We start from the raw sequence: 19,590 nt of genomic DNA on the forward strand, positions 1-19,590 counted from the left end.
CGGCACCCTGTTCCTAGGGGTTGTCCCGAACCGCCCTACTTTACCGCGCCGGCGTCAATTCGCCGGTGCCGGGGCGCCCGCCGCGCCCTTGCCGGGGTTCTTGAAGAACTGGAAGAACTCCGACGTCGGATCGACCACCAATACGTCACCGGTTTTGCCGAACGCGGCGCGATAGGCTTCCAGGCTCTTGTAATAGGTGTAGAACTCGGTATTGCGGCCGAAGGCCTGGGCGTAGATGCTGCCGGCCTGGGCGTCGCCCTCGCCCATGATGCCCTGGGCGCGCGCATAGGCCTGGGCCACGATGACCTCGCGCTGGCGGTCGGCCTCGGCGCGGATCTTCTCGCTTTCGGCCGCGCCGATCGAACGCAGCTCGTTGGCCACGCGGGTGCGCTCGGCTTCCATGCGGCGATAGACCGACTCGGAAATCTCGGGCGCGAACTCGATGCGGCGCAGGCGCACGTCGACCACCTGCACGCCCAGCGGCTCGGCGCGCTTGGCGACGTTGGTGAGGATTTCGGCCATGACCTTGTCACGCTCGGCCGACACCACGTCCTTGACCGTGCGCACGTTGACCGCCGCGTTCAGCGCGTCGCGGATCTGCGCCTGCAGGCGCTCCTGGGCGGCGCGCTCGTTGCCGCCGAAGGTCACGTAGTACAGGCGCGGATCGGCGATGCGCCACTTGACGTACGAGTCGATCAGCAGGTTCTTCTTCTCGGAGGTCTGGATGCGCTCGGCATCGCTGGACTCGATGGTGAGGATGCGCTTGTCCAGCGTGACGACGTTCTGGAACGGCGGCGGCGCCTTGAAATACAGGCCCGGCTCGCTGATGACCTGGCGCACCTCGCCCAGCGAGAACACCAGGGCGTAGTCGCGCTCGCGGACCACGAAGACGCATGAAGACAGGACGGCCAGGACGACGAGCAGTCCGACCAGGATGGGCATGAGACGTTGCATGTTGGGGACTCCTCCGGGTTAGCGCGACATGCGGTCGCGAGGCAGCGTGTTGCTGGTGCTGCTGCCGGATGAAGACTGGCCGCTGGCCGAACCGCGCGCCGGCGCCTGCGGAATCGCCGGCTGGTTCGCGCCGGGCAGGCCCAGGCTGGAGGAGGTCGGCTTGCCGGCGTCTTGCGCGGCCTGCTGCATGATCTTGTCCAGCGGCAGGTACAACATGTTGTTGCCGCCCTTGGTATCGACCATGACCTTGCTGGCGCGCGTGAAGACTTCCTGCATGGTTTCCAGGTACAGGCGTTCACGCATGACCTGGGGCGCCTTCTCGTACTCGTTGAGGATGGACGAGAAGCGCGAGGCATTACCCTGCGCATCGCCGATCACCTTGGCCTTGTAGCCCTCGGCCTGCTCGATCATGCGCGAGGCCTGGCCGCTGGCCAGCGGCACGACCTGGTTGGCGTACGCCTGGCCTTCGTTGATCTGGCGCTCGCGGTCCTGGCCCGCCTTGACGGCGTCGTCGAACGCGGCCTGCACCTGTTCGGGCGGCTGGACGTTCTGGATGGCGACCGTGCTGATCTGGATGCCGGCGCTGTAGCGGTCCAGGATCTGCTGCATGAGATTCTGCACTTCGGCGGCGACTTCGGTACGGCCTTCATAGAGCACGAAGTCCATCGGCTTCTTGCCGACGATTTCGCGCATGGCGGTCTCCGCCGCCTGGCGCACGGATTCGTCCGGGTCGCGCATCTTGAACAGGTAGTCGGGCGCGCCGTCGGCGCGCAGGCGGTACTGCACCACGAATTGCATGTCGACGATGTTCTCGTCGGTGGTCAGCATCAAGGCCTCGGGCAGCACCTTGTTGCGCGAACCGCCGCGAAAGCCCACCTCGAACGTGCGCAGCTGCGACACGTTGACCATTTCGTGGTTCTGGATCGGGTAAGGCATGCGCCACTGGAAGCCCGCCGGCGCGGTGCTCTTGTACTTGCCGAACTGGGTGACGACCGCGACCTGGCCTTCCTGGACGATGAAGAATCCGCTGGCCAGCCACAGCAGCACCAGCACCAGGGCGATGATGCCCAGGCCGATGCGGGCGCCGCGCGGCGAAGGCGGCGTCATGCCGCCGCGGTTGTTGGGGCGATTGTTGCCCCCTCCGCCCTTGCGGCCGAACAATGCGCCTATGCGATTGTTGAAGTCGCGCCAGACCTCGTCGAGATCGGGTGGACCGTCGCCGCCGCCCTGTGGACGTCGCGGCGGCTCGGAGCCGTTGCCGTTATTGTTGCCACGGCCCCAGCCGGGGTCATTCAGATTGAAGAGTTTGGTGATTCGAGACATTGTTTCCCACAATCTGGCCGATCTCTGCAATTGCCCCGCGCAACGCATCCAGACCGGCGCGCTCGGTAGCGCTTACGAATACTCGCGCAATCGTACCATGGGCGTCGCGGTCGACCCGTGGCTCCAGGCCCGCGCGGTCGATCTTGTTGTATACCAGAATGGTCGGAATCTGCGCCGCGCCGATCTCGGCCAGCACTTTGTCGACCTCGGCGATCTGCTCGTCGCGCTGCGCGCTGGCCGCGTCGACCACGTGCAGCAACAGGTCGGCATGCACGGTTTCCTCGAGCGTGGCACGGAATGCCGCGATCAGGTTGTGAGGCAGGTCGCGGATGAACCCGACCGTGTCCGACAGCACCACCGACCCGGCGCCGTCGATCCAGATGCGCCGCGTGGTGGTATCGAGGGTGGCGAACAGCTGGTCTGCGGCATAGGCGCCGGCGCGCGTCATGGCGTTGAACAGCGTGGACTTGCCGGCGTTGGTATAGCCCACCAGCGAGACCGACAGCGCGCCGCCGCGCGCCCGCGCCCGGCGCTGCGTGACCCGCTGGCGCTCGACCCGATCCAGGCGCTCGCGCAGCACCTTGACCTTGGCGCCGATCATGCGGCGGTCCATTTCGAGCTGCGCCTCGCCCGGGCCGCGCATGCCGATACCGCCGCGCTGCCGCTCCAGGTGGCTCCACATGCGCGTCAGGCGCGTGGCCAGGTGCTGCAGCTGGGCCAGCTCGACCTGCAGCTTGCCTTCGTGGCTCTTGGCGCGCAGCGCGAAGATATCCAGGATCAATGCCACGCGATCGACCACGCGCAGGTTGAATTCGCGCTCGAGGTTGCGCTGCTGCGCCGGCGACAGCGGCTGGTCGAACAGGATGATGTCGGCCAGCAGCGCGCCGGCCATCGCCACGCCCTCCTCGACCTTGCCTGAACCGATGAAGAACTTGGCGTCGGGCCGGTCGCGCCGCGCCGTCAGCGTGCCGACGATCTCGGCGCCGGCGCCCTTGGCCAGCATGGCGAACTCCTCGGCGTGGGCCGGGTAGTCAGGATTGCCGAGATCGACGCTGATGATCAGTGCGCGCATACATGCACCATTTTGGAGCCAAAGCGAAAATGCCCGCCGGCGCTGGCCGCGCGGCGGGCAATCAAGGGTAATGCTGGAGCGAGGCGATTATTCAGCGGGAACTTCCACCTGGAAATTGACGGCGCGCGCCGGCACCACGGTGGAGATGGCATGCTTGTACACCATCTGGGTCACGGTATTGCGCAGCAGCACGACATACTGGTCGAACGATTCGATCTGCCCCTGAAGCTTGATGCCGTTTACCAGGTAGATGGACACGGGCACGTGTTCCTTGCGCAGCGTGTTCAGAAACGGATCTTGCAAAGTTTGCCCTTTATTGCTCATTGGCCAGGCTCCATTTGTTTGTTTTAAGTGACGGCACAGTGCGCCGAAATCAGTACTCTACAGGGTTTTCCCGGGCGGTGCCACTTGCGATATACGCAAATATGACACCAGAGTTTTCAGGAAATTCCCCAGTGCGCGTCACGACGAAAAAATTTTCTTCAGCGCGCCGATCAATGCCTCGCATTGGGCGTCCGTACCCACCGTGATACGCAGGAATTGATCGATACGGGCCTGCCGGAAGTGGCGCACCAGGATGCTGCGCTCGCGCAGCCGGGCGGCCAGCTGCGCCGCATCATGCTCCGGGTGCCGCGCGAACACGAAATTGGCCGCCGAAGGCAGCACGTCGAAACCCAGCGCCCGCAGATCGGCGCTCATGCGCTCGCGCGTGGCCATCACGGCCTGGCGCGTCCGGTCGAAATACGCCTGGTCCTGCATGGCGGCCTGCGCGCCCGCCGACGCCAGCCGGTCTATGGGGTAGGAATTGAAGCTGTTCTTGACCCGCTCCAGGCCGTCGATAAGCGCCCGGCTGCCCAGCGCGAAACCGACTCGCAGGCCGGCAAGCGAGCGCGACTTGGACAAGGTCTGGACCACCAGCAGGTTGTCGTGGCGATCGACCAGCGGCGCGACCGACTCGGCGCCGAAGTCGACATAGGCCTCGTCCACCACCACGACGGTATCGGGGTTGGCGGTCACGATGCGCTCGACCTCGTCGCGCGCCAGGGCGCGGCCGGTCGGGGCATTGGGATTGGGAAAGATGATCCCGCCCGCGGCCTGGCCACCGGGCTGGTAGTCGGCCGGATCGATGCGGAAGTCATCGGTCAGCGGCACGACCTGATAGGGAATCTCGTACAGGCCGCAGTAGACGGGATAAAAGCTGTAGCTGATATCCGGGAAACGCACCGGCCGGCCGTGCCTGAACAGCGCCATGAAGACGTGCGCCAGCACCTCGTCCGAACCATTGCCCACGAATACCTGGTCGGCCTGCACCCCGACGGCCGCGGCAATCGCGCCGCGCAGGTCGTCCGAGGCCGGATCCGGATACAGCCTGAGCGTGTCGCCGGCCGCCGCGGCAATGGCCTGCAGCGCCTTGGGCGACGGCCCGTACGGGTTCTCGTTGGTATTCAGCTTGATCAGGTCCGGCAGCTTGGGCTGCTCGCCTGGAACATAGGGACTGAGCGTCCCGACCACGGGACTCCAGTAGCGGCTCATGGATCAGTTTTCCTGGACGTAGGGGTTGCGCGACGACTTGAACTCGATGCGCAGCGGCGTACCGGCCAGGTCGAAGGCATTGCGAAAGCGCGTCTCCAGATAGCGGCGGTACGAATCGGGCACCGCGTCCAGCGCGTTGCCATGGATCACGATCAGGGGCGGGTTCTGTCCGCCCTGGTGCGCGTAGCGCATCTTGGGCCGGAAAATACCCTTGCGCGGCGGCGGCTGCTGCTCGACGGCGGCCTGCAATTCGCGCGTCAGCCGCGGCGTGGACAGTTTGGCGAAAGCCGCCGCGTGCGCGGCGTTGACGGACTTCAGCAAGGGCTTGACGCCCTGCCCCTTGAGCGCCGAAATGGTGTGCATGCGCGCAAAGCCGAGGAAGCGCAGCTTGCGCTGGAACTCCCGCTCGATGCGCTCGCGCTGGTCACTGTCCAGGCCGTCCCATTTGTTGATGGCCACCACCACGGCGCGGCCGGTCTCCAGCACGAAGCCGGCGATGTGGGCGTCCTGCTCGGACACTTCGGCCTGCGCGTCGATCATCAGCAGCACCACGTTGCTGGCCTCGATGGCCTGCAGCGTCTTGATGACCGAGAACTTCTCGATCGCCTCGAACACCTTGCCGCGCTTGCGCAGGCCGGCGGTGTCGATCAGGGTGTACTTCCTGCCGTCGCGCTCGAAGTCGATCTCGATCGCGTCGCGCGTGGTGCCGGGCATGTCGAAGGCGATCACGCGCTCTTCGCCCAGCAGCGTATTGATCAGGGTGGACTTGCCCACGTTGGGCCGGCCGACGATGGCCAGCTTGATGCGGTGGTCGACGACATCCTGCTCGAGCTGCTCGCCGGTGTCGGCCGGCGGCGCGACCAGGCCGCTCAAGGCGATCTCGATCAGGTCGACGATGCCGTCGCCGTGCGCGGCCGAAATCGGATGCGGCTCGCCCAGGCCCAGCTCGTGGAAATCGCCGGTGGCATTGCCCACGCCCATGCCTTCGGCCTTGTTGACCGCCAGCAGCACGCGCTGCTGGCCGGATTTGCGCAGCAGGCGCGCGATCTCGTGGTCGTGCGCATTGACGCCCGCCCGCGCATCGACCAGGAACACCACCACATCGGCTTCGGCGATGGCCTGGCGCGTCTGGCGCGCCATCTCGGCCAGGATGCCGTCCTTGGCGACCGGTTCGAAGCCGCCCGTGTCGATCACCAGGAAGGGCGTGTCGCCCACCCTGCCCTCGCCGTAGTGGCGGTCGCGGGTCAGGCCGGAGAAATCGGCCACCAGCGCCGCGCGAGAGCGCGTCAGGCGGTTGAAGAGGGTCGACTTGCCCACATTGGGACGGCCGACCAGGGCAACGACAGGCTTGAAAGACACGGTATGAGGCTTGCTATAGGAAAAGTTCAGTTGGCGCGAACCATCACCAGGCTGCCATTGCCGGTTTGCACCAGCACGCCCTGGGAGGTGGTCTGCGGCGGCGAGACGATGGCGCCCCCACCCACCGACAGCCGCGCCAGCAGGCGGCCGTCGCTACGCGACAGGAAATGGACATAGCCTTCGAAATCGCCCACCGCCACGGCCTCGCCGAGCAAGGCCGGCGCGGTCAGCAGGCGATTCTTCAACTCGGCCTGTTTCCAGACATTGTTGCCGCTGTCCAGCGCGAAGGCGCTGACCACGCTGCCCTGGTCGGGCGCGTAGGCGAAGCGGTCGTCGATGACCATGCCGCTGGCGCTGGAGAAATCCTTGGCCCAGATGGGGCGTCCGCCCGCCGATACGTCGAAGCACACGATACGGCCCTGGTAGGCGACCGCGCACATCAGGCGGCCGGCGATGCGCGGCGCGCCCACCACGTCGGTCAGGCGCTCCAGGTCGCTGGCGCCGCGCGGCGTGGCCACCGTGCCTTCCCATTGGACGTTGCCGGTGGCGCTGTTGATGGCCAGCAGCTTGCCGCCCGGCAGGCCGCTGATGACCAGGCCTTCGGCCAGCACCATCTGCGCGGCGCTGCGCAGCGCCAGCGCCGGACCCGGCCGCTGCATGCTCCACATGCGCTCGCCGTTCTCGGCGTTGAAGGCCTGGATGCGGTAATCGCCGCTGCGCACCACGACCACTCCATAGCCGACCACCGGCGGGATGGCGACGTCGCTGGTGGCGCGGGCGCGCCATTTGATCTTGCCCGTATCGTCGAAGGCAATGACCTCGCCGTCGGGCGTGGCCACCGCGGTGGTCTGGCCGTCGCTGCCGGCGCCCGCCGACAGCTTGGCGTCGGCCGAGGACTTCCAGATGGCCCGGCCGCTGAGCAGGTCGAACTTGCCGACCGACCCGTCGGGCGTGGCGGCGTAGATCGACTCGCCCAGCACCGTGGGCGCGAAGCCCAGGCCCGAGCCGCTGCCGACCGAGGCGGTCCAGGCGGTGCGCACCGACATGCCGGGCGCATATTGCGTGAGCTCGGCCGGTTTGTAGCGATCGTCGTCGCTGGAGAACATCGAGCAGCCGCTCAGGGCCAGCAGGCCCGTCAGCACGACGGCGCCGCGCCATGCGCGGCCGGGGCGGGAATTACGCATCAAGATCAGGCTCCGCTCAAGGCATCGAGTTTCAGTTGCACGACCTGCGTCAACGGGTTGCTGGTTCCCAGCCCGTCGATCGCGCTCTGCCACGCCGCGCGCGCTTCATCGCGCTTGCCTTGCGCGGCCAGCACGTCGCCGCGCCGGTCGGCGAACAAGGCCGCGAAGGAAGCCGGCGGGTTGTTCAGCTGCGCAAGCGCAGCGTCGTATTGCTTCTGGTCCAGCAGGATGCCGGCCAGGCGCAAGCGGGCCACCGGCTGCAGGGCCGGCTGCTTGGCCTGCGCGGCCAGCCATTCGAGCTGCTCGCGCGCGCCGTCGACGTCCTGCTGGCTCTGCAGCGCCTGGGCCGCGATCAACGCGCCGCGGCCGGCGTAGCCGGTGGCCGGATAGTCGGTGCGCAGCGTGGCGGCCGCGGCCTTGATGCGCGTGGCGGCATCGGCGCCGCCCAGGCGGGCGGCGTCCTCGAGCGCCTCGAAATAGCCCATGGCCTGGTTGGCGCGGTAGTTCTGGTAGGCCTTCCAGCCCGACCAGCCGCCCCATGCCAGCACCACCAGCGTGGCCAGCGTCAGGATCAGCGTGCCGTAACGCGCCCACCAGGCCCGGATTGCGTCGAGTTTTTCCTGTTCTTCGAGATCGTATGCCATGCTAACCCTTGGATTTCAAAACATCGGCCAACTGCGCCAGCGGCACCTGCTGCTGCGCCGCGTCGGCGCCGACCTGCCCGCGCAAGTGCTTGATGCTGGCGGTGCGGCTGGCCACTTCGTCGCCGCCAAGAATAACCGCAATACGCGCGCCGCTGGCGTCGGCGCGCTTGAATTGCGCCTTGAAGCCGGCCGCGCCCGCGTGCACGATGACATCCAGGCCGGCGTCGCGCAGCTGTTCGCCCACCCGGGCCGCCAGCCGCTGGCCTTCCTCGCCCTGGTGCACGATGTAGACCTCGCACTCGGCCGGCTGTTCGATCTCGACGCTTTGCTCCCAGAGGTCGAGCAGGCGCTCCATGCCGATGGCGAAGCCCACCGCCGGCGCCGGCTTGCCGCCCAGCAGCTCGACCAGGCCGTCATAGCGCCCGCCCCCGCAGACCGTGCCTTGCGCGCCCAGGCGATCGGTCACCCACTCGAACACGGTCAGGTTGTAGTAATCCAGCCCGCGCACCAGGCGCGGATTGAGGCGGTATTCGATACCCGCGTCGGCCAGGCGCTGGCACAGGCCGTCGAAATGGCTGCGCGATTCCTCTCCGAGGAAATCGAACAGGCGCGGGGCGCTATCAGCCATTTCCTGCATGGCAGGGTTCTTGGTGTCCAGCACCCGCAAGGGGTTGCTGTACATGCGGCGCCGGCCGTCCTCGTCGAGGATGTCCTGGTGGCGCTCCAGATGCTCGATCAGTGCGGCGCGGTGGGCGGCGCGCTCGGCCGGCTGGCCCAGCGAGTTCAGCTCCAGGCGCACGTCCTGCAGGCCCAGCAGCTTCCAGAGCCGGGCCAGCATGACGATCATTTCGGCATCGACATCGGGGCCGGCAAAGCCCAGCGCCTCGACGTCGATCTGGTGGAACTGGCGGTAGCGCCCCCGCTGCGGACGCTCGTGGCGGAACACGGGGCCGATCGCGTAGACCCGGTGCGGCCGGTCGTACAGCATGTTGTGTTCGATGCTGGCGCGCACGATGCCGGCGGTCATCTCGGGACGCATCGTCAGCGAGTCGCCGTTGAGCGCGTCCGTGAAGGTGTACATCTCTTTTTCGACGATGTCCGTAACTTCGCCAATGCCCCGGGCAAACAGCCTGGTGTGCTCGAGCACCGGCGTGCGCACATTGCGATAACCGTAGCTGCGCAGCCAGCCACGCACGATTTCTTCGAATTTTTCCCAGCGGGCGCTGGGCCCGGGCAGCACGTCGTTCATGCCCCGGATGGCGGAGACTTTCTGGAAAACTTGCGTCATCTTCGTCATGCCCACCACACCCGCATCGAAGAGGGCCTGGCGGCTTGGTCCCTTATTCCTGATGAGTGATGCCGGCGCCGTAGCGGCGCGCGACGTAGTCTTCGACGATGGCCTGGAATTCTTCGGCGATATGGTCGCCCTTGAGCGTGACCGTGCGCTCGCCGTCGATGAAAACCGGCGCGGCGGGCACCTCGCCCGTGCCGGGCAGGCTGATGCCGATGTCGGCGTGCCGGCTTTCGCCCGGCCCGTTGACCACACAGCCCATCACCGCGACATTCATGCTCTCGACGCCGGGGTAGCGCGTGCGCCACAAGGGCATCTGCCGGCGCAGGAACGACTGGATGCTGTCGGCCAGTTCCTGGAAGAAGGTGCTGCTGGTGCGCCCGCAGCCCGGACACGCCACCACCATGGGCGTGAACGCGCGCAAGCCCATGGTCTGCAGGATTTCCTGCGCCACGATGACTTCGCGGGTCCGGTCTCCGCCCGGTTCGGGCGTGAGCGAGATGCGGATGGTATCGCCGATGCCCTCTTGCAGCAGCACCGCCAGCGCCGCTGTGGAAGCGACGATGCCCTTGCTGCCCATGCCGGCTTCGGTCAGGCCCAGGTGCAGCGGATAGTCGCAGCGCGCGGACAGGTCGCGGTAGACGGCGATCAGGTCCTGCACATGGCTGACCTTGCACGACAGCACGATGGCGTCGGAGCGCAGGCCGAGCTCCTCGGCGCGGCGCGCATTGCTGATGGCCGACACCACCAGGGCGTCGCGCATGACGGCCTGGGCTTCCCAGGGCTGCGCGCGCCGGCTGTTCTCGTCCATCTTGCGCGCCATCAGCTCGTGATCGAGGCTGCCCCAGTTCACGCCGATGCGCACGGGCTTGTCGTGGCGGCACGCCACTTCGATCATCTGGGCGAAATTGTCGTCGCGCCGCTTGCCGCCGCCCATGTTGCCCGGGTTGATGCGGTACTTGGACAGCGCCTGCGCGCACTCGGGAAACTGCGTCAGCAGCTTGTGGCCGTTGTAGTGGAAATCGCCCACCAGCGGCACCTCGACGCCCATGCGATCGAGCTGTTCGCGGATGGCGGCGACTTCGCGCGCGGCCTCGGGGGTGTTGACGGTAATGCGCACGATCTCGGAGCCGGCCTGGGCCAGTTCCTTGACCTGGATGGCGGTGGCCACCGCATCGGCGGTGTCGGTATTGGTCATGGACTGCACGACCACGCTGGCATTGCCGCCCACGGTGACCGTGCGCCCGCCCCACTGCACCCGCACGGCGCGCGTGGCGCGGCGCGGCGCCGCGCCGACGTCCGGCGGCGACGCGTCCTGGCAGGGCATAGAGCTATCTTGCATGTATCGCACCCGTTGTTACTGGGTCACCGGAGAAAACCATTGCGCCGGCAGCCACTCCTGCGGCAGCCAGCCTTGCCAAAAAGCATAGGCCACTGCGGCGGCGACCACCACGAGGATGGCGAGCAGCCATCCCCAGGAGCCGGAGGAGCGCTCGTCATCGACGGAGATATTGACGCCAGCCGGACGCAGGCCCTGTCCGCCGCGCGGCGCCGGCCGGGCCGGCGCGGGCGTGCGTGCCGCCTCGAGATCGAGCGAATCGACCACGGCCTGGGCGTCGGCGCCCAGCATGCGGGCGTAGTTGCGCACCAGGCCGCGCAGCGACACGCCCTTGGGCAGGGATTCCCAGCGCTCTTCTTCGAGCGCCTGGATCATGCGCGTCGAGAACTTGATGCGGCTTGAGACCTCTTCGAGCGACCACCCCTTGGCCTGGCGCAGCGCCCGCAGCGCCGAACCCACCGTAGGCGCCGCAGCACCGGGAGCGATTGCGGCGGGCGAAGCGGCCGAAGCGGGATCCTGCGTCATGCGTGCACCTGTTGAATGGGAATGGTTCGGGTGGCGTTGCGTTCAGTGATGCGCGTGCGATCGCGCACTTCGCCGGCCAGCTGGCCACAGGCCGCGTCGATATCGTCGCCGCGCGTCTTGCGCACCGTGGTGACGATGCCGGCATCCATGAGGCGCTGGGCGAATACCCTGACGCGCGCCGACGGCGAGCGCTTCAGGCCGGAGGCCGGGAAAGGATTGAAGGGAATCAGGTTCAGCTTGCAGCGCACCTGGCGCGCCAGCTGGATCAGTTCCCGGGCGTGCTGGTCGGTATCGTTGATGCCGTCCAGCATGCAGTATTCGAAGGTGATGAAGTCGCGCGGCGCATGGGCGAGATAGCGCTCGCAAGCAGCCAGCAGCGCGTTCAAGGGGTATTTCCTGTTGAGCGGGACCAGCTCGTCGCGCAGCGCATCGTTGGGCGCGTGCAGGGACACGGCCAGCGCCACCGGACAATCCTGGGACAGGCGGTCCATCATGGGCACCACGCCCGAGGTCGAGACAGTGACGCGCCGCCGCGACAGGCCATAGGCGTTGTCGTCGAGCATCAGGCGCAACGCGGGCAGGACCTGGTCGTAGTTGAGCAGGGGTTCGCCCATGCCCATCATGACCACGTTGCTGATGACGCGCGTGTCCTCGCCGGCCTTGCCGCCGGGCAGCCGGGCGGTATCGGCCGCCGCCTCGAGCACGCGCTTGGCCCACCACAGCTGGCCGATGATCTCGCTGGCGCGCAGGTTGCGGTTGAAGCCCTGGTGGCCCGTGGAGCAAAAGCGGCAGTTCACCACACAGCCGGCCTGGCTGGAAATGCACAGGGTGCCGCGGTCGTCTTCGGGGATGAAAACGGTTTCGATGGCATTGCCCTGGCCGACATCGAACAGCCACTTGCGCGTGCCGTCGGACGAACGCTGCTCGGTATTGACCGGCAGCGCCTCGATCACGCAGTCCCGCGCCAGTTGCGCGCGGAAATCGCGCGCCAGGTCGGTCATGGCGTCGAACGAATCGGCGCCGCACTGGTGCACCCAGCGCTGCAATTGCCGGGCGCGAAACGGCTTGCCGCCCCACTGCCCCACCAGCTCGGACAATGCGGCGCCATCCAGGCCCAGCAAATTGACGCGTTCGACGGATTCCATGATCGGTTCAGGCGTTATATCCGGGAATCAACGGCTGTGGATGTTGATTTCGGGAAAGAAGAAAGCCACTTCGACGGCGGCCGTCTCGGGCGCGTCCGAGCCGTGCACGGCATTGGCATCGATGCTGTCGGCGAAGTCGGCGCGGATGGTGCCCGGCGCGGCCTTCTTGGGATCGGTGGCGCCCATCAGGTCGCGGTTCTTCTGGATGGCGCTTTCGCCTTCGAGCACTTGCACGAAGACCGGGCCCGAGACCATGAAGTCGACCAGGTCCTTGAAGAAGGGGCGCTCTTTGTGCACGGCGTAGAAACGCTCGGCGTCGGTGCGCGACAGTTGCTGCATGCGGGCGGCAATCACTTTCAGGCCGGCCTGCTCGAAGCGGGCGACGATCTGGCCGACGACGTTCTTGGCGACGGCATCGGGCTTGATGATCGAAAGGGTGCGTTCGATGGACATGAAAACTCCAGGATCTGACTAAAGAATATATTTCCGAGGGGCTATGACGCTCAAATCCGCGCAGCCTGCTGCCCGGGCACCCGGGGGCGCCGCCGCGGGCGGCCTGCGCCATGGGCGCGCGAAACGCCCGAAAGGCTCGGGCCGAACGTCAAAGCAAGGATTCGCGACTGCATACCGATCAGATTTTCCCAATAAAAACAGGCACTTCTAAAAGGTTTACAGTAACCGGGTATTCTAACACGCCGGCAAGAACGTATTACATCTTAAAATCGATCGTTTGCTTGCCCCCTATTCTTCCCAGGCTGACCGCCGGAACCCGCAATGACTGACGCCGCACCCAATCAACCCGTGAACGAATCCCAGGAACTGTCCAAGAGCTTTGAACCCGCCGAAATCGAAACCCGCTGGTACGACGAGTGGACCAAGCGCGGCTACTTCGACGCCGGCCGGCACGTAGAAACGGGGACCGACCCCCAGCCCTACGTCATCCAGTTCCCGCCCCCCAACGTCACGGGCACCCTGCACATGGGCCATGCCTTCAACCAGACCATCATGGATGGCCTGGTGCGCTACCACCGCATGCTGGGCGACGACACCGTATTCGTGCCCGGCACCGACCACGCCGGCATCGCCACCCAGATCGTGGTCGAGCGCCAGCTCGATGCCCAGAAGGTTTCGCGCCATGACCTCGGCCGCGAGAAGTTCGTGGAAAAGGTCTGGGAGTGGAAAGAACAGTCCGGCAGCACGATTACCGGCCAGGTGCGCCGCCTCGGCGCGTCGGCCGACTGGCCGCGTGAGTACTTCACGATGGACGCGCGCATGTCGCGCGGCGTGGCCGAGACGTTCGTGCGCCTGTATCAGCAAGGGCTGATCTACCGCGGCAAGCGCCTGGTCAACTGGGATCCCAAGCTGCTGACGGCCGTGTCGGACCTTGAAGTACAGTCCGAGGAGGTGGATGGCCACATGTGGCACATCCTCTACCCCTTCGTCGACGGCCCGCAGACCATCACCGACCAGGACGGCAACACCGTCACGCTGCGCGGCATGACCATCGCCACCACGCGCCCGGAAACCATGCTGGCCGACGGCGCGCTGTGCGTGCACCCCGACGATCCGCGCTACAAGCACCTGCTCGGCAAGCTGGTCGAGCTGCCCCTGTGCGACCGCAACATTCCCATCATCGCGGACGATTTCGTCGACCCCGATTTCGGAACCGGCTGTGTCAAGATCACCGGCGCGCACGACTTCAACGACTACGCCTGCGCGCTGCGCCACGACATTCCGCTGATCGTCATCTTCACGCTCGACGCCCACATCAACGAGAACGGCCCCAAGCAGTTCCAGGGACTGGAGCGCTACGAAGCGCGCCAGGCCGTGGTGGCCGAGCTGCAGGCGCAGCAGTACCTGGTGAAGGTCGAGCCGCACAAGATGATGCAGCCCAAGGGCGATCGCACGGGCGTCGTGCTCGAACCCATGCTGACCGACCAGTGGTTCGTCGCCATGAGCAAGCCCGCCCCGGCCGGCACGCTCAACCCCGGCAAGAGCATCACCGAAGTGGCGCTGGAGGCGGTGGCCGACGGCCGCATCGCCTTCTACCCCGAGAACTGGACCACGATCTACAACCAGTGGCTCAACAACATCCAGGACTGGTGCATCTCGCGCCAGCTGTGGTGGGGCCACCAGATCCCGGCCTGGTACAGCGAGGACGGCCAGGTGTTCGTGGCTCGCTCCGAGCAGGAGGCGCAGGAGCAGGCGCGCGCCGCCGGCGTGGCCGGCCCGCTGACGCGCGACCCGGACGTCCTCGATACGTGGTTCTCGTCGGCCCTGGTGCCCTTCACCACCTTCGGCTGGCCCGAGGACACGCCCGACCTGCGCCGCTACCTGCCCTCCAGCGTGCTGGTCACCGGCTTCGACATCATCTTCTTCTGGGTCGCGCGCATGGTCATGCTGACCATGCACATGACCGGCAGCGTGCCGTTCAAGCATGTGTACGTGCACGGGCTGATCCGCGACGCCGACGGCCAGAAGATGAGCAAGTCCAAGGGCAATACGCTCGACCCGGTCGATCTCATCGACGGCATCGACCTGGAAGGCCTGGTGCGCAAGCGCACCTTCGGCCTCATGAACCCCAAGCAGGCCGGCGCCATCGAGAAGGCCACGCGCCGCCAGTACCCGGACGGCATTCCCGCGTTCGGCACCGACGCGCTGCGCTTCACCATGGCGGCCTATGCCACCCTGGGACGCAACATCAACTTCGACCTGAAGCGCTGTGAAGGCTACCGCAACTTCTGCAACAAGCTGTGGAACGCCACCCGCTTCGTGCTGATGAACACCGAAGGACACGCGCTGGACGGCGACGGCGGCGAACTCTCGTTTGCCGACCGCTGGATCGTCAGCCAGCTGCAGGCGCTGGAAGCCGAGGTCGAGCGCGGCTTCGCCGACTACCGGTTCGACAACGTGGCCAACGCGCTGTACCGCTACGTGTGGGACGAATACTGCGACTGGTACCTGGAGCTGGCCAAGGTGCAGATCCAGCAGGGCACACCGGCCCAGCAGCTGGGCACCCGCCGTACGCTGATCCGCGTACTGGAGGCGGTGCTGCGCCTGGCCCATCCGGTCATCCCGTTCATCACGGAAGAACTGTGGCAGAAGGTCGCGCTGGTCGCCGGCAAGCGGACCGCCGGCGCCGTGGCCAGCGTCAGCGTGCAGCCCTACCCGCGCGCCAATCCGCAGGCCGTCGACGCCGAGGCGGAAGCCGCGGTGGCCGAACTGAAATCCCAGGTCGAGGCCGTGCGCGCGCTGCGCGGCGAAATGAACCTGTCGCCGGCCCAGCGTGTCCCGCTGGTCGCCGAAGGCCCCACCGACGTCCTGTCGCGCAATGCCCCTTACCTGGCGGCGCTGGCCAAGCTGAGCGAGGTCGAGGTGGTGGCCGCCCTGCCCGACGCCGGCGCGCCGGTGCAGGTGGTGGGCGACGCGCGCCTGATGCTGCATGTCGAAATCGACGTGGCGGCCGAATGCGCGCGCCTGGACAAGGAGATCGCGCGCCTGGAGGGCGAAATCGCCAAGGCGAACGGCAAGCTGGGCAACGCCAGCTTCGTCGAGCGCGCGCCGGCGGCCGTGGTCGAACAGGAGAAGGCGCGCCTGGCGCAGTTCAGCGAAACGTTGGAGAAAGTACGCGGCCAGCGCGTCAAGCTGGGCGCCTGAACGCAAGGAACCCCCGGCGCGGCCGGGGGTTCCTGCCCATGGCAAGCGCAATGGACACAGCGGCGCGAGCGCACAGGCGGCGCCGGCACGGTTCAGAACGCGTAGGTCAGGCCCACGCCGCCGAAGTAGTTGGTCGAGCGCTCGCTCACGGGGCTGTCGCGCGCATCGCCGAACAGGGTATTGACCCCCGCCGTGGCGTTGACGGCCCAGCGCTGGTCCAGGCGGTGCGTCCAGGACGCGAAGATCCCGCCGGACTTGAATCCCGACGAGGCCGAGTAGCGGCGCAACCCGGCCTCGCTGCGGGCGGCCTGGGAGGCGCTGATGCCGTACCAGGTGCGCATGTAGTCGTCGCTGGCCCACTCGGTGCGCGCGCCCACCGAGACGCTGTCGCGCCCGGTCTGCCAGACGCGGTAGGTGGCGCGCAGCTCCCCCACTCCGCCGTAGCCGCTGCGCGCGGCCTGGCGGTATGCGGCGCCCAGGCCCAGCGCGCCATACTGCCATTCGATGTAGGCGCCGTAGGTCGCGTGCATATCGATGTCGTCCAGGCCATGGAGAATGTCCGAATCGTCGGCGTCACGCCCCAGGTGCGCGCCGACGAACACGCCGGCATGCACATGCTCGCCGAGCTGCCACTTCAGGCCGGCGCTGGGCAGCCCGGCGCGCGGCGAAATGAAGAAAGGCCCGTTCTCGTAATGGATGAGCGGCACCGGCAGGAAGCGGTAGTCCTTGGCGCCCTCGTAGCGCGGCGCCACCGCCGCCGATATGCCGATGTAGTTCTGGGCCTGCGCCGCCGTGCCCAGCGTGCCGGCCAGGCACACGACGGTCGCGCGCCACCATGCGTGCTTCATTGTCATTCCTTGGGAAACCGGGGCGCCGCGCAGGCGGCCTGCCCCAACGGCGCGATTGTGCGCGCCGCGTTTTAAATTCTTTTTAATCGGCGGCTGCGACACTGGACGCGGATAGCCCGGCGACACGACATGACTCATTTGCTATTGGTGGAAGACGACCCGATGCTGGGCGACGCGCTGCAGACCGCGCTGCAGCGCGAACTCGGCGCCCGGGTCGATTGGGTGCGCGACGGCGCGCAGGCGCAGCTTGCGCTGGTCGACCACGCCTACCAGCTGATCCTGCTGGACATAGGCCTGCCCGGCCAGTCCGGCTTGGCGCTGCTGCGCGCGCTGCGCGAGGGCTACGACACCACCCCGGTGCTGCTGGTGACCGCGCGCGACCAGCTCAGCGACCGCATCCGCGGCCTGGACGGCGGCGCCGACGACTACATCGTCAAGCCGTTCGAACTGGACGAACTGCTGGCGCGCCTGCGCGCCGTGCTGCGCCGCAGCCACAACCAGGTGGCGCCGCTCATGCGGCATGGCGAGCTGCTGGTGGACCCGGCGGCGCGCCAGGTGTCGCGCGCGGGCCGGCCCGTCGCGCTCAGCCAGAGCGAATACCGCACGCTGCTGGCGCTGATGCAGCGGCGCGGCCGCACGGTCTCGCGCGAGCAGCTGGAGCACGATGTCTACGGCGCCAGCGTGGCGCTGGAAAGCAACACGGTCGCCGTGTACGTGCACCAGTTGCGGCGCAAGCTGGGCGACGACCTGATCGAGACGGTGCACGGCTACGGCTATCGCATCGGCCAGGAAGGCGCATGAAATCGCTCAAGCGACGCATCCTGACCGCGGTACTGGCCGCGCTGCTGCTGAACTGGGGAGTCTGGCTGGGCTGGCAGACCTTCGAAATGGGCCGGCGCGAAACCGGCACCTGGGACGCCCGGCTGCGCGATGTCGCCAGCCAGGCCGTGCTGTCCATGCCGCTGGACATCATGGAGCGTTCGGAGCCGACCGGCTTTCGCCTGCCCGAGCCGGTGCAGACCAGCGAGCTGCGCATGAGCTTCCAGATCTGGAGCATGGCGTCGCGCCGCCAGATCGTGCACAGCGTCAACGCGCCGCCCGGCCCGCTCAACCCGGCCTTCGCCGACGGCTATGCCGACGTCGAGCTGGATGGAGAGCCGTGGCGCGTCTACAGCGTGACCGACGCCGAGGGCCGGATACAGGCGCAGGCCGGCCATTCGCTGGCCGCGCGCCGCGGCGACATCCTGCAATGGCTGGGTGCCAGCCTGAAGGCCTCGGCCCTGCTGTTCCTGTTCCTGGCCCTGAGCATCCTGCTGGCGATCGACCGCGCCATGCGGCGCCTGGACCGTGTCGGCCGCGCCGTCCAGCAACGCGATCCGCTGGATCTCGCCCCCCTGCCCGACGGCGACGTGCCGGCGGAACTGCGGCCGCTGATCACGGCGATCAACCGGCAGTTTGGGCGTGTGCACACGGCGCTGGCGCGCGAACGGCGCCTGATCGCCGACGCGGCCCACGAACTGCGCACGCCCCTGGCCGCGCTGAAGATGCAGGCGGAAGTCGCGCTTGGCGCGCGCCACGCCGACGAACGGCACAGCGCGCTGTGCAAACTGCTGGACGCGGCGCGGCGCGCCGCCCGCCTGTCCGAGCAGTTGCTCGACCAGGCGCGCCTGGACGCCATGGAAGCCACCGTGCCTGGCGGCGAAGTGGATCTGGCCACGCTGACCGCCATGATCATCGCCGACCACCAGGCGCGCGCGCAGGCGCGCCATCAACGCATCCAGCTCGACGTCCGGCCCGCCTTCGTGAGCGGCGACCTGGATTCGCTCGGCATCCTGGTGAGCAACCTGGTCGACAATGCCCTGCGCTATACGCCCGAGGGCGGCCGGGTCGTCGTGTACTGCGGCCCGCTGGAGAACGGCGCGGTCGGCCTGCGCGTGCTGGACAACGGGCCGGGCGTGCCCGCCGACCGGCACGAGCGCATCTTCGAGCGTTTCTATCGCCAGCCGGGCCAGGCGCAGCGCGGCGGCGGCATCGGCCTGTCGCTGGTGGCCCAGATCGCCCGCCTGCATCGTGCCCGGATCGACTGCGGCGCCGGCCTGGACGGCCGCGGCTTCGGCATCGCCGTGGGCTTCGCGCCGCGCAGCTAGCGCATGAGGAATTGGCCAGCATGCGCCGCAACCGCTAGGATGTGGGGCTCACTCTCTGAACAGGTGTACGACAATGACTGCTTCGATCTCCGCCCGCGTCGCCGAACTCGGCCTGACTCTCGAGCCGGCCAACGCCCCGGCGGCCAATTACGTGCCGTTCGTGCGCGACGGCAACCTCCTGTACATCTCGGGGCAGGTGCCGCGCGTGGACGGCAAGCCCGTCCACCTGGGCCGCCTTGGCGACAGCGTGAGCGACGAAGAAGGCGTGCAGGCCGCGCGCCAGGCCGCGCTGGGCGTGCTGGCGCAACTGGCCGCCGCCACCGGCGACCGCCTGCAGGGCGTGGCGCGCGTCGTGCGCCTGGGCGTATTCGTGGCCGCTGCGCCGGACTTCAATCGCCACAGCGCCATCGCGAACGGCGCATCGGACCTGATGGTCAATGTGTTCGGCGAAGCGGGCCGCCATGCGCGCAGCGCGGTGGGCGTGGCCTCGCTGCCCAACGGCGTCGCCGTCGAAGTCGAGGCCGTGGTCGCGCTGGCGCAGGCCTGAGCCGCCCCGACGCCAGGATCGC

At 67.6% G+C, this 19,590-nt stretch carries 18 protein-coding genes; 4 read left to right on the forward strand and 14 right to left on the reverse strand.

Translation table 11 applies throughout. The annotated features are described in order from the left end of the window. Nucleotides 1-54: 54 nt before the first annotated feature. The 13 genes from hflC to ndk form a co-directional block, all read right to left on the reverse strand. Nucleotides 55-954, reverse strand: coding sequence for a protease modulator HflC (hflC, locus tag EL288_RS13925; RefSeq protein ID WP_003810713.1), 900 nt, complete (start codon nucleotides 952-954; stop codon nucleotides 55-57). Between the two features lie 18 nt (nucleotides 955-972). Next, nucleotides 973-2,277: an FtsH protease activity modulator HflK gene (hflK, locus tag EL288_RS13930; protein ID WP_010928767.1), complete on the reverse strand. Its 1,305-nt coding sequence runs from the start codon at nucleotides 2,275-2,277 to the stop codon at nucleotides 973-975. Next, nucleotides 2,243-3,349 (reverse strand): GTPase HflX, encoded by a 1,107-nt coding sequence (hflX, locus tag EL288_RS13935; protein WP_033447752.1) that lies wholly within the window; start codon nucleotides 3,347-3,349, stop codon nucleotides 2,243-2,245. The genes hflK and hflX overlap by 35 nt, the downstream gene beginning before the upstream one ends. Before the next feature lie 87 nt (nucleotides 3,350-3,436). Continuing rightward, nucleotides 3,437-3,673, reverse strand: coding sequence for an RNA chaperone Hfq (gene hfq / locus EL288_RS13940; protein WP_003810707.1), 237 nt, complete (start codon nucleotides 3,671-3,673; stop codon nucleotides 3,437-3,439). Between the two features lie 138 nt (nucleotides 3,674-3,811). Continuing rightward, on the reverse strand, nucleotides 3,812-4,882 hold the full coding sequence (gene hisC, locus EL288_RS13945) for a histidinol-phosphate transaminase (RefSeq protein ID WP_003810705.1): 1,071 nt from the start codon (nucleotides 4,880-4,882) through the stop codon (nucleotides 3,812-3,814). Between the two features lie 3 nt (nucleotides 4,883-4,885). Beyond that, nucleotides 4,886-6,241 carry a ribosome biogenesis GTPase Der gene (der, locus tag EL288_RS13950; RefSeq protein ID WP_003810703.1) on the reverse strand — a complete coding sequence of 452 codons (1,356 nt, stop codon included), beginning with the start codon at nucleotides 6,239-6,241 and terminating at the stop codon, nucleotides 4,886-4,888. Between the two features lie 26 nt (nucleotides 6,242-6,267). After that, nucleotides 6,268-7,428, reverse strand: a complete 1,161-nt coding sequence (gene bamB / locus EL288_RS13955; RefSeq protein ID WP_003810701.1) for an outer membrane protein assembly factor BamB — start codon at nucleotides 7,426-7,428, stop codon at nucleotides 6,268-6,270. Between the two features lie 2 nt (nucleotides 7,429-7,430). Next, the gene (locus EL288_RS13960; protein WP_003810700.1) at nucleotides 7,431-8,069 is read right to left on the reverse strand and encodes a YfgM family protein; all 639 of its coding nucleotides are present in this window, start codon (nucleotides 8,067-8,069) and stop codon (nucleotides 7,431-7,433) included. A gap of 1 nt (nucleotide 8,070) precedes the next feature. Next, complete coding sequence (gene hisS / locus EL288_RS13965) at nucleotides 8,071-9,357, reverse strand: histidine--tRNA ligase (RefSeq protein WP_003810698.1); 1,287 nt, start codon at nucleotides 9,355-9,357, stop codon at nucleotides 8,071-8,073. A 52-nt stretch (nucleotides 9,358-9,409) separates the two neighbouring features. Beyond that, nucleotides 9,410-10,711 carry a flavodoxin-dependent (E)-4-hydroxy-3-methylbut-2-enyl-diphosphate synthase gene (gene ispG, locus EL288_RS13970; RefSeq protein WP_003810695.1) on the reverse strand — a complete coding sequence of 434 codons (1,302 nt, stop codon included), beginning with the start codon at nucleotides 10,709-10,711 and terminating at the stop codon, nucleotides 9,410-9,412. Between the two features lie 6 nt (nucleotides 10,712-10,717). Further along, complete coding sequence (locus EL288_RS13975; RefSeq protein WP_003810693.1) at nucleotides 10,718-11,224, reverse strand: helix-turn-helix domain-containing protein; 507 nt, start codon at nucleotides 11,222-11,224, stop codon at nucleotides 10,718-10,720. Then, nucleotides 11,221-12,369 carry a 23S rRNA (adenine(2503)-C(2))-methyltransferase RlmN gene (rlmN, locus tag EL288_RS13980; RefSeq protein ID WP_033459826.1) on the reverse strand — a complete coding sequence of 383 codons (1,149 nt, stop codon included), beginning with the start codon at nucleotides 12,367-12,369 and terminating at the stop codon, nucleotides 11,221-11,223. The genes EL288_RS13975 and rlmN overlap by 4 nt, the downstream gene beginning before the upstream one ends. A 27-nt stretch (nucleotides 12,370-12,396) precedes the next feature. Further along, nucleotides 12,397-12,822 (reverse strand): nucleoside-diphosphate kinase, encoded by a 426-nt coding sequence (gene ndk / locus EL288_RS13985; protein WP_003810689.1) that lies wholly within the window; start codon nucleotides 12,820-12,822, stop codon nucleotides 12,397-12,399. Between the two features lie 321 nt (nucleotides 12,823-13,143). On the opposite strand from ndk, the gene EL288_RS13990 reads away from it, so the two are divergent. Then, nucleotides 13,144-16,026 (forward strand): valine--tRNA ligase, encoded by a 2,883-nt coding sequence (locus EL288_RS13990; protein ID WP_033459823.1) that lies wholly within the window; start codon nucleotides 13,144-13,146, stop codon nucleotides 16,024-16,026. A 92-nt stretch (nucleotides 16,027-16,118) separates the two neighbouring features. Here the strand turns inward: EL288_RS13990 and EL288_RS13995 are convergent, their stop codons facing one another. Continuing rightward, nucleotides 16,119-16,874 (reverse strand): MipA/OmpV family protein, encoded by a 756-nt coding sequence (locus EL288_RS13995; protein ID WP_003810685.1) that lies wholly within the window; start codon nucleotides 16,872-16,874, stop codon nucleotides 16,119-16,121. A gap of 129 nt (nucleotides 16,875-17,003) precedes the next feature. Here EL288_RS13995 and EL288_RS14000 point away from each other — a divergent pair, with 129 nt between their 5' ends. The 3 genes from EL288_RS14000 to EL288_RS14010 all read left to right on the forward strand — a co-directional run bounded on the left by EL288_RS14000 (nucleotide 17,004) and on the right by EL288_RS14010 (nucleotide 19,568). After that, the gene (locus EL288_RS14000) at nucleotides 17,004-17,675 is read left to right on the forward strand and encodes a response regulator transcription factor (protein ID WP_003810683.1); all 672 of its coding nucleotides are present in this window, start codon (nucleotides 17,004-17,006) and stop codon (nucleotides 17,673-17,675) included. Next, on the forward strand, nucleotides 17,672-19,021 hold the full coding sequence (locus tag EL288_RS14005; RefSeq protein ID WP_033448215.1) for an ATP-binding protein: 1,350 nt from the start codon (nucleotides 17,672-17,674) through the stop codon (nucleotides 19,019-19,021). The genes EL288_RS14000 and EL288_RS14005 overlap by 4 nt, the downstream gene beginning before the upstream one ends. A 73-nt stretch (nucleotides 19,022-19,094) precedes the next feature. Beyond that, nucleotides 19,095-19,568 carry a RidA family protein gene (locus EL288_RS14010; RefSeq protein ID WP_033448216.1) on the forward strand — a complete coding sequence of 158 codons (474 nt, stop codon included), beginning with the start codon at nucleotides 19,095-19,097 and terminating at the stop codon, nucleotides 19,566-19,568. Nucleotides 19,569-19,590 lie beyond the last annotated feature (22 nt).

This window comes from Bordetella bronchiseptica (assembly GCF_900636925.1).
Lineage (GTDB): Bacteria > Pseudomonadota > Gammaproteobacteria > Burkholderiales > Burkholderiaceae_B > Bordetella > Bordetella pertussis.

What these genes read in the sequence shown, in the direction of transcription:
- EL288_RS13975 (WP_003810693.1), bottom strand. Translation starts at nt 11,224, where the DNA reads ATGACGCAGGATCCCGCTTCGGCCGCTTCGCCCGCCGCAATCGCTCCC.
- EL288_RS13990 (WP_033459823.1), top strand. Translation starts at nt 13,144, where the DNA reads ATGACTGACGCCGCACCCAATCAACCCGTGAACGAATCCCAGGAACTG.
- hflC (WP_003810713.1), bottom strand. Translation starts at nt 954, where the DNA reads ATGCAACGTCTCATGCCCATCCTGGTCGGACTGCTCGTCGTCCTGGCC.
- hfq (WP_003810707.1), bottom strand. Translation starts at nt 3,673, where the DNA reads ATGAGCAATAAAGGGCAAACTTTGCAAGATCCGTTTCTGAACACGCTG.
- ndk (WP_003810689.1), bottom strand. Translation starts at nt 12,822, where the DNA reads ATGTCCATCGAACGCACCCTTTCGATCATCAAGCCCGATGCCGTCGCC.
- EL288_RS14010 (WP_033448216.1), top strand. Translation starts at nt 19,095, where the DNA reads ATGACTGCTTCGATCTCCGCCCGCGTCGCCGAACTCGGCCTGACTCTC.
- EL288_RS14005 (WP_033448215.1), top strand. Translation starts at nt 17,672, where the DNA reads ATGAAATCGCTCAAGCGACGCATCCTGACCGCGGTACTGGCCGCGCTG.
- hflX (WP_033447752.1), bottom strand. Translation starts at nt 3,349, where the DNA reads ATGCGCGCACTGATCATCAGCGTCGATCTCGGCAATCCTGACTACCCG.
- hisC (WP_003810705.1), bottom strand. Translation starts at nt 4,882, where the DNA reads ATGAGCCGCTACTGGAGTCCCGTGGTCGGGACGCTCAGTCCCTATGTT.
- rlmN (WP_033459826.1), bottom strand. Translation starts at nt 12,369, where the DNA reads ATGGAATCCGTCGAACGCGTCAATTTGCTGGGCCTGGATGGCGCCGCA.
- EL288_RS13995 (WP_003810685.1), bottom strand. Translation starts at nt 16,874, where the DNA reads ATGAAGCACGCATGGTGGCGCGCGACCGTCGTGTGCCTGGCCGGCACG.
- hisS (WP_003810698.1), bottom strand. Translation starts at nt 9,357, where the DNA reads ATGACGCAAGTTTTCCAGAAAGTCTCCGCCATCCGGGGCATGAACGAC.
- hflK (WP_010928767.1), bottom strand. Translation starts at nt 2,277, where the DNA reads ATGTCTCGAATCACCAAACTCTTCAATCTGAATGACCCCGGCTGGGGC.
- EL288_RS14000 (WP_003810683.1), top strand. Translation starts at nt 17,004, where the DNA reads ATGACTCATTTGCTATTGGTGGAAGACGACCCGATGCTGGGCGACGCG.
- EL288_RS13960 (WP_003810700.1), bottom strand. Translation starts at nt 8,069, where the DNA reads ATGGCATACGATCTCGAAGAACAGGAAAAACTCGACGCAATCCGGGCC.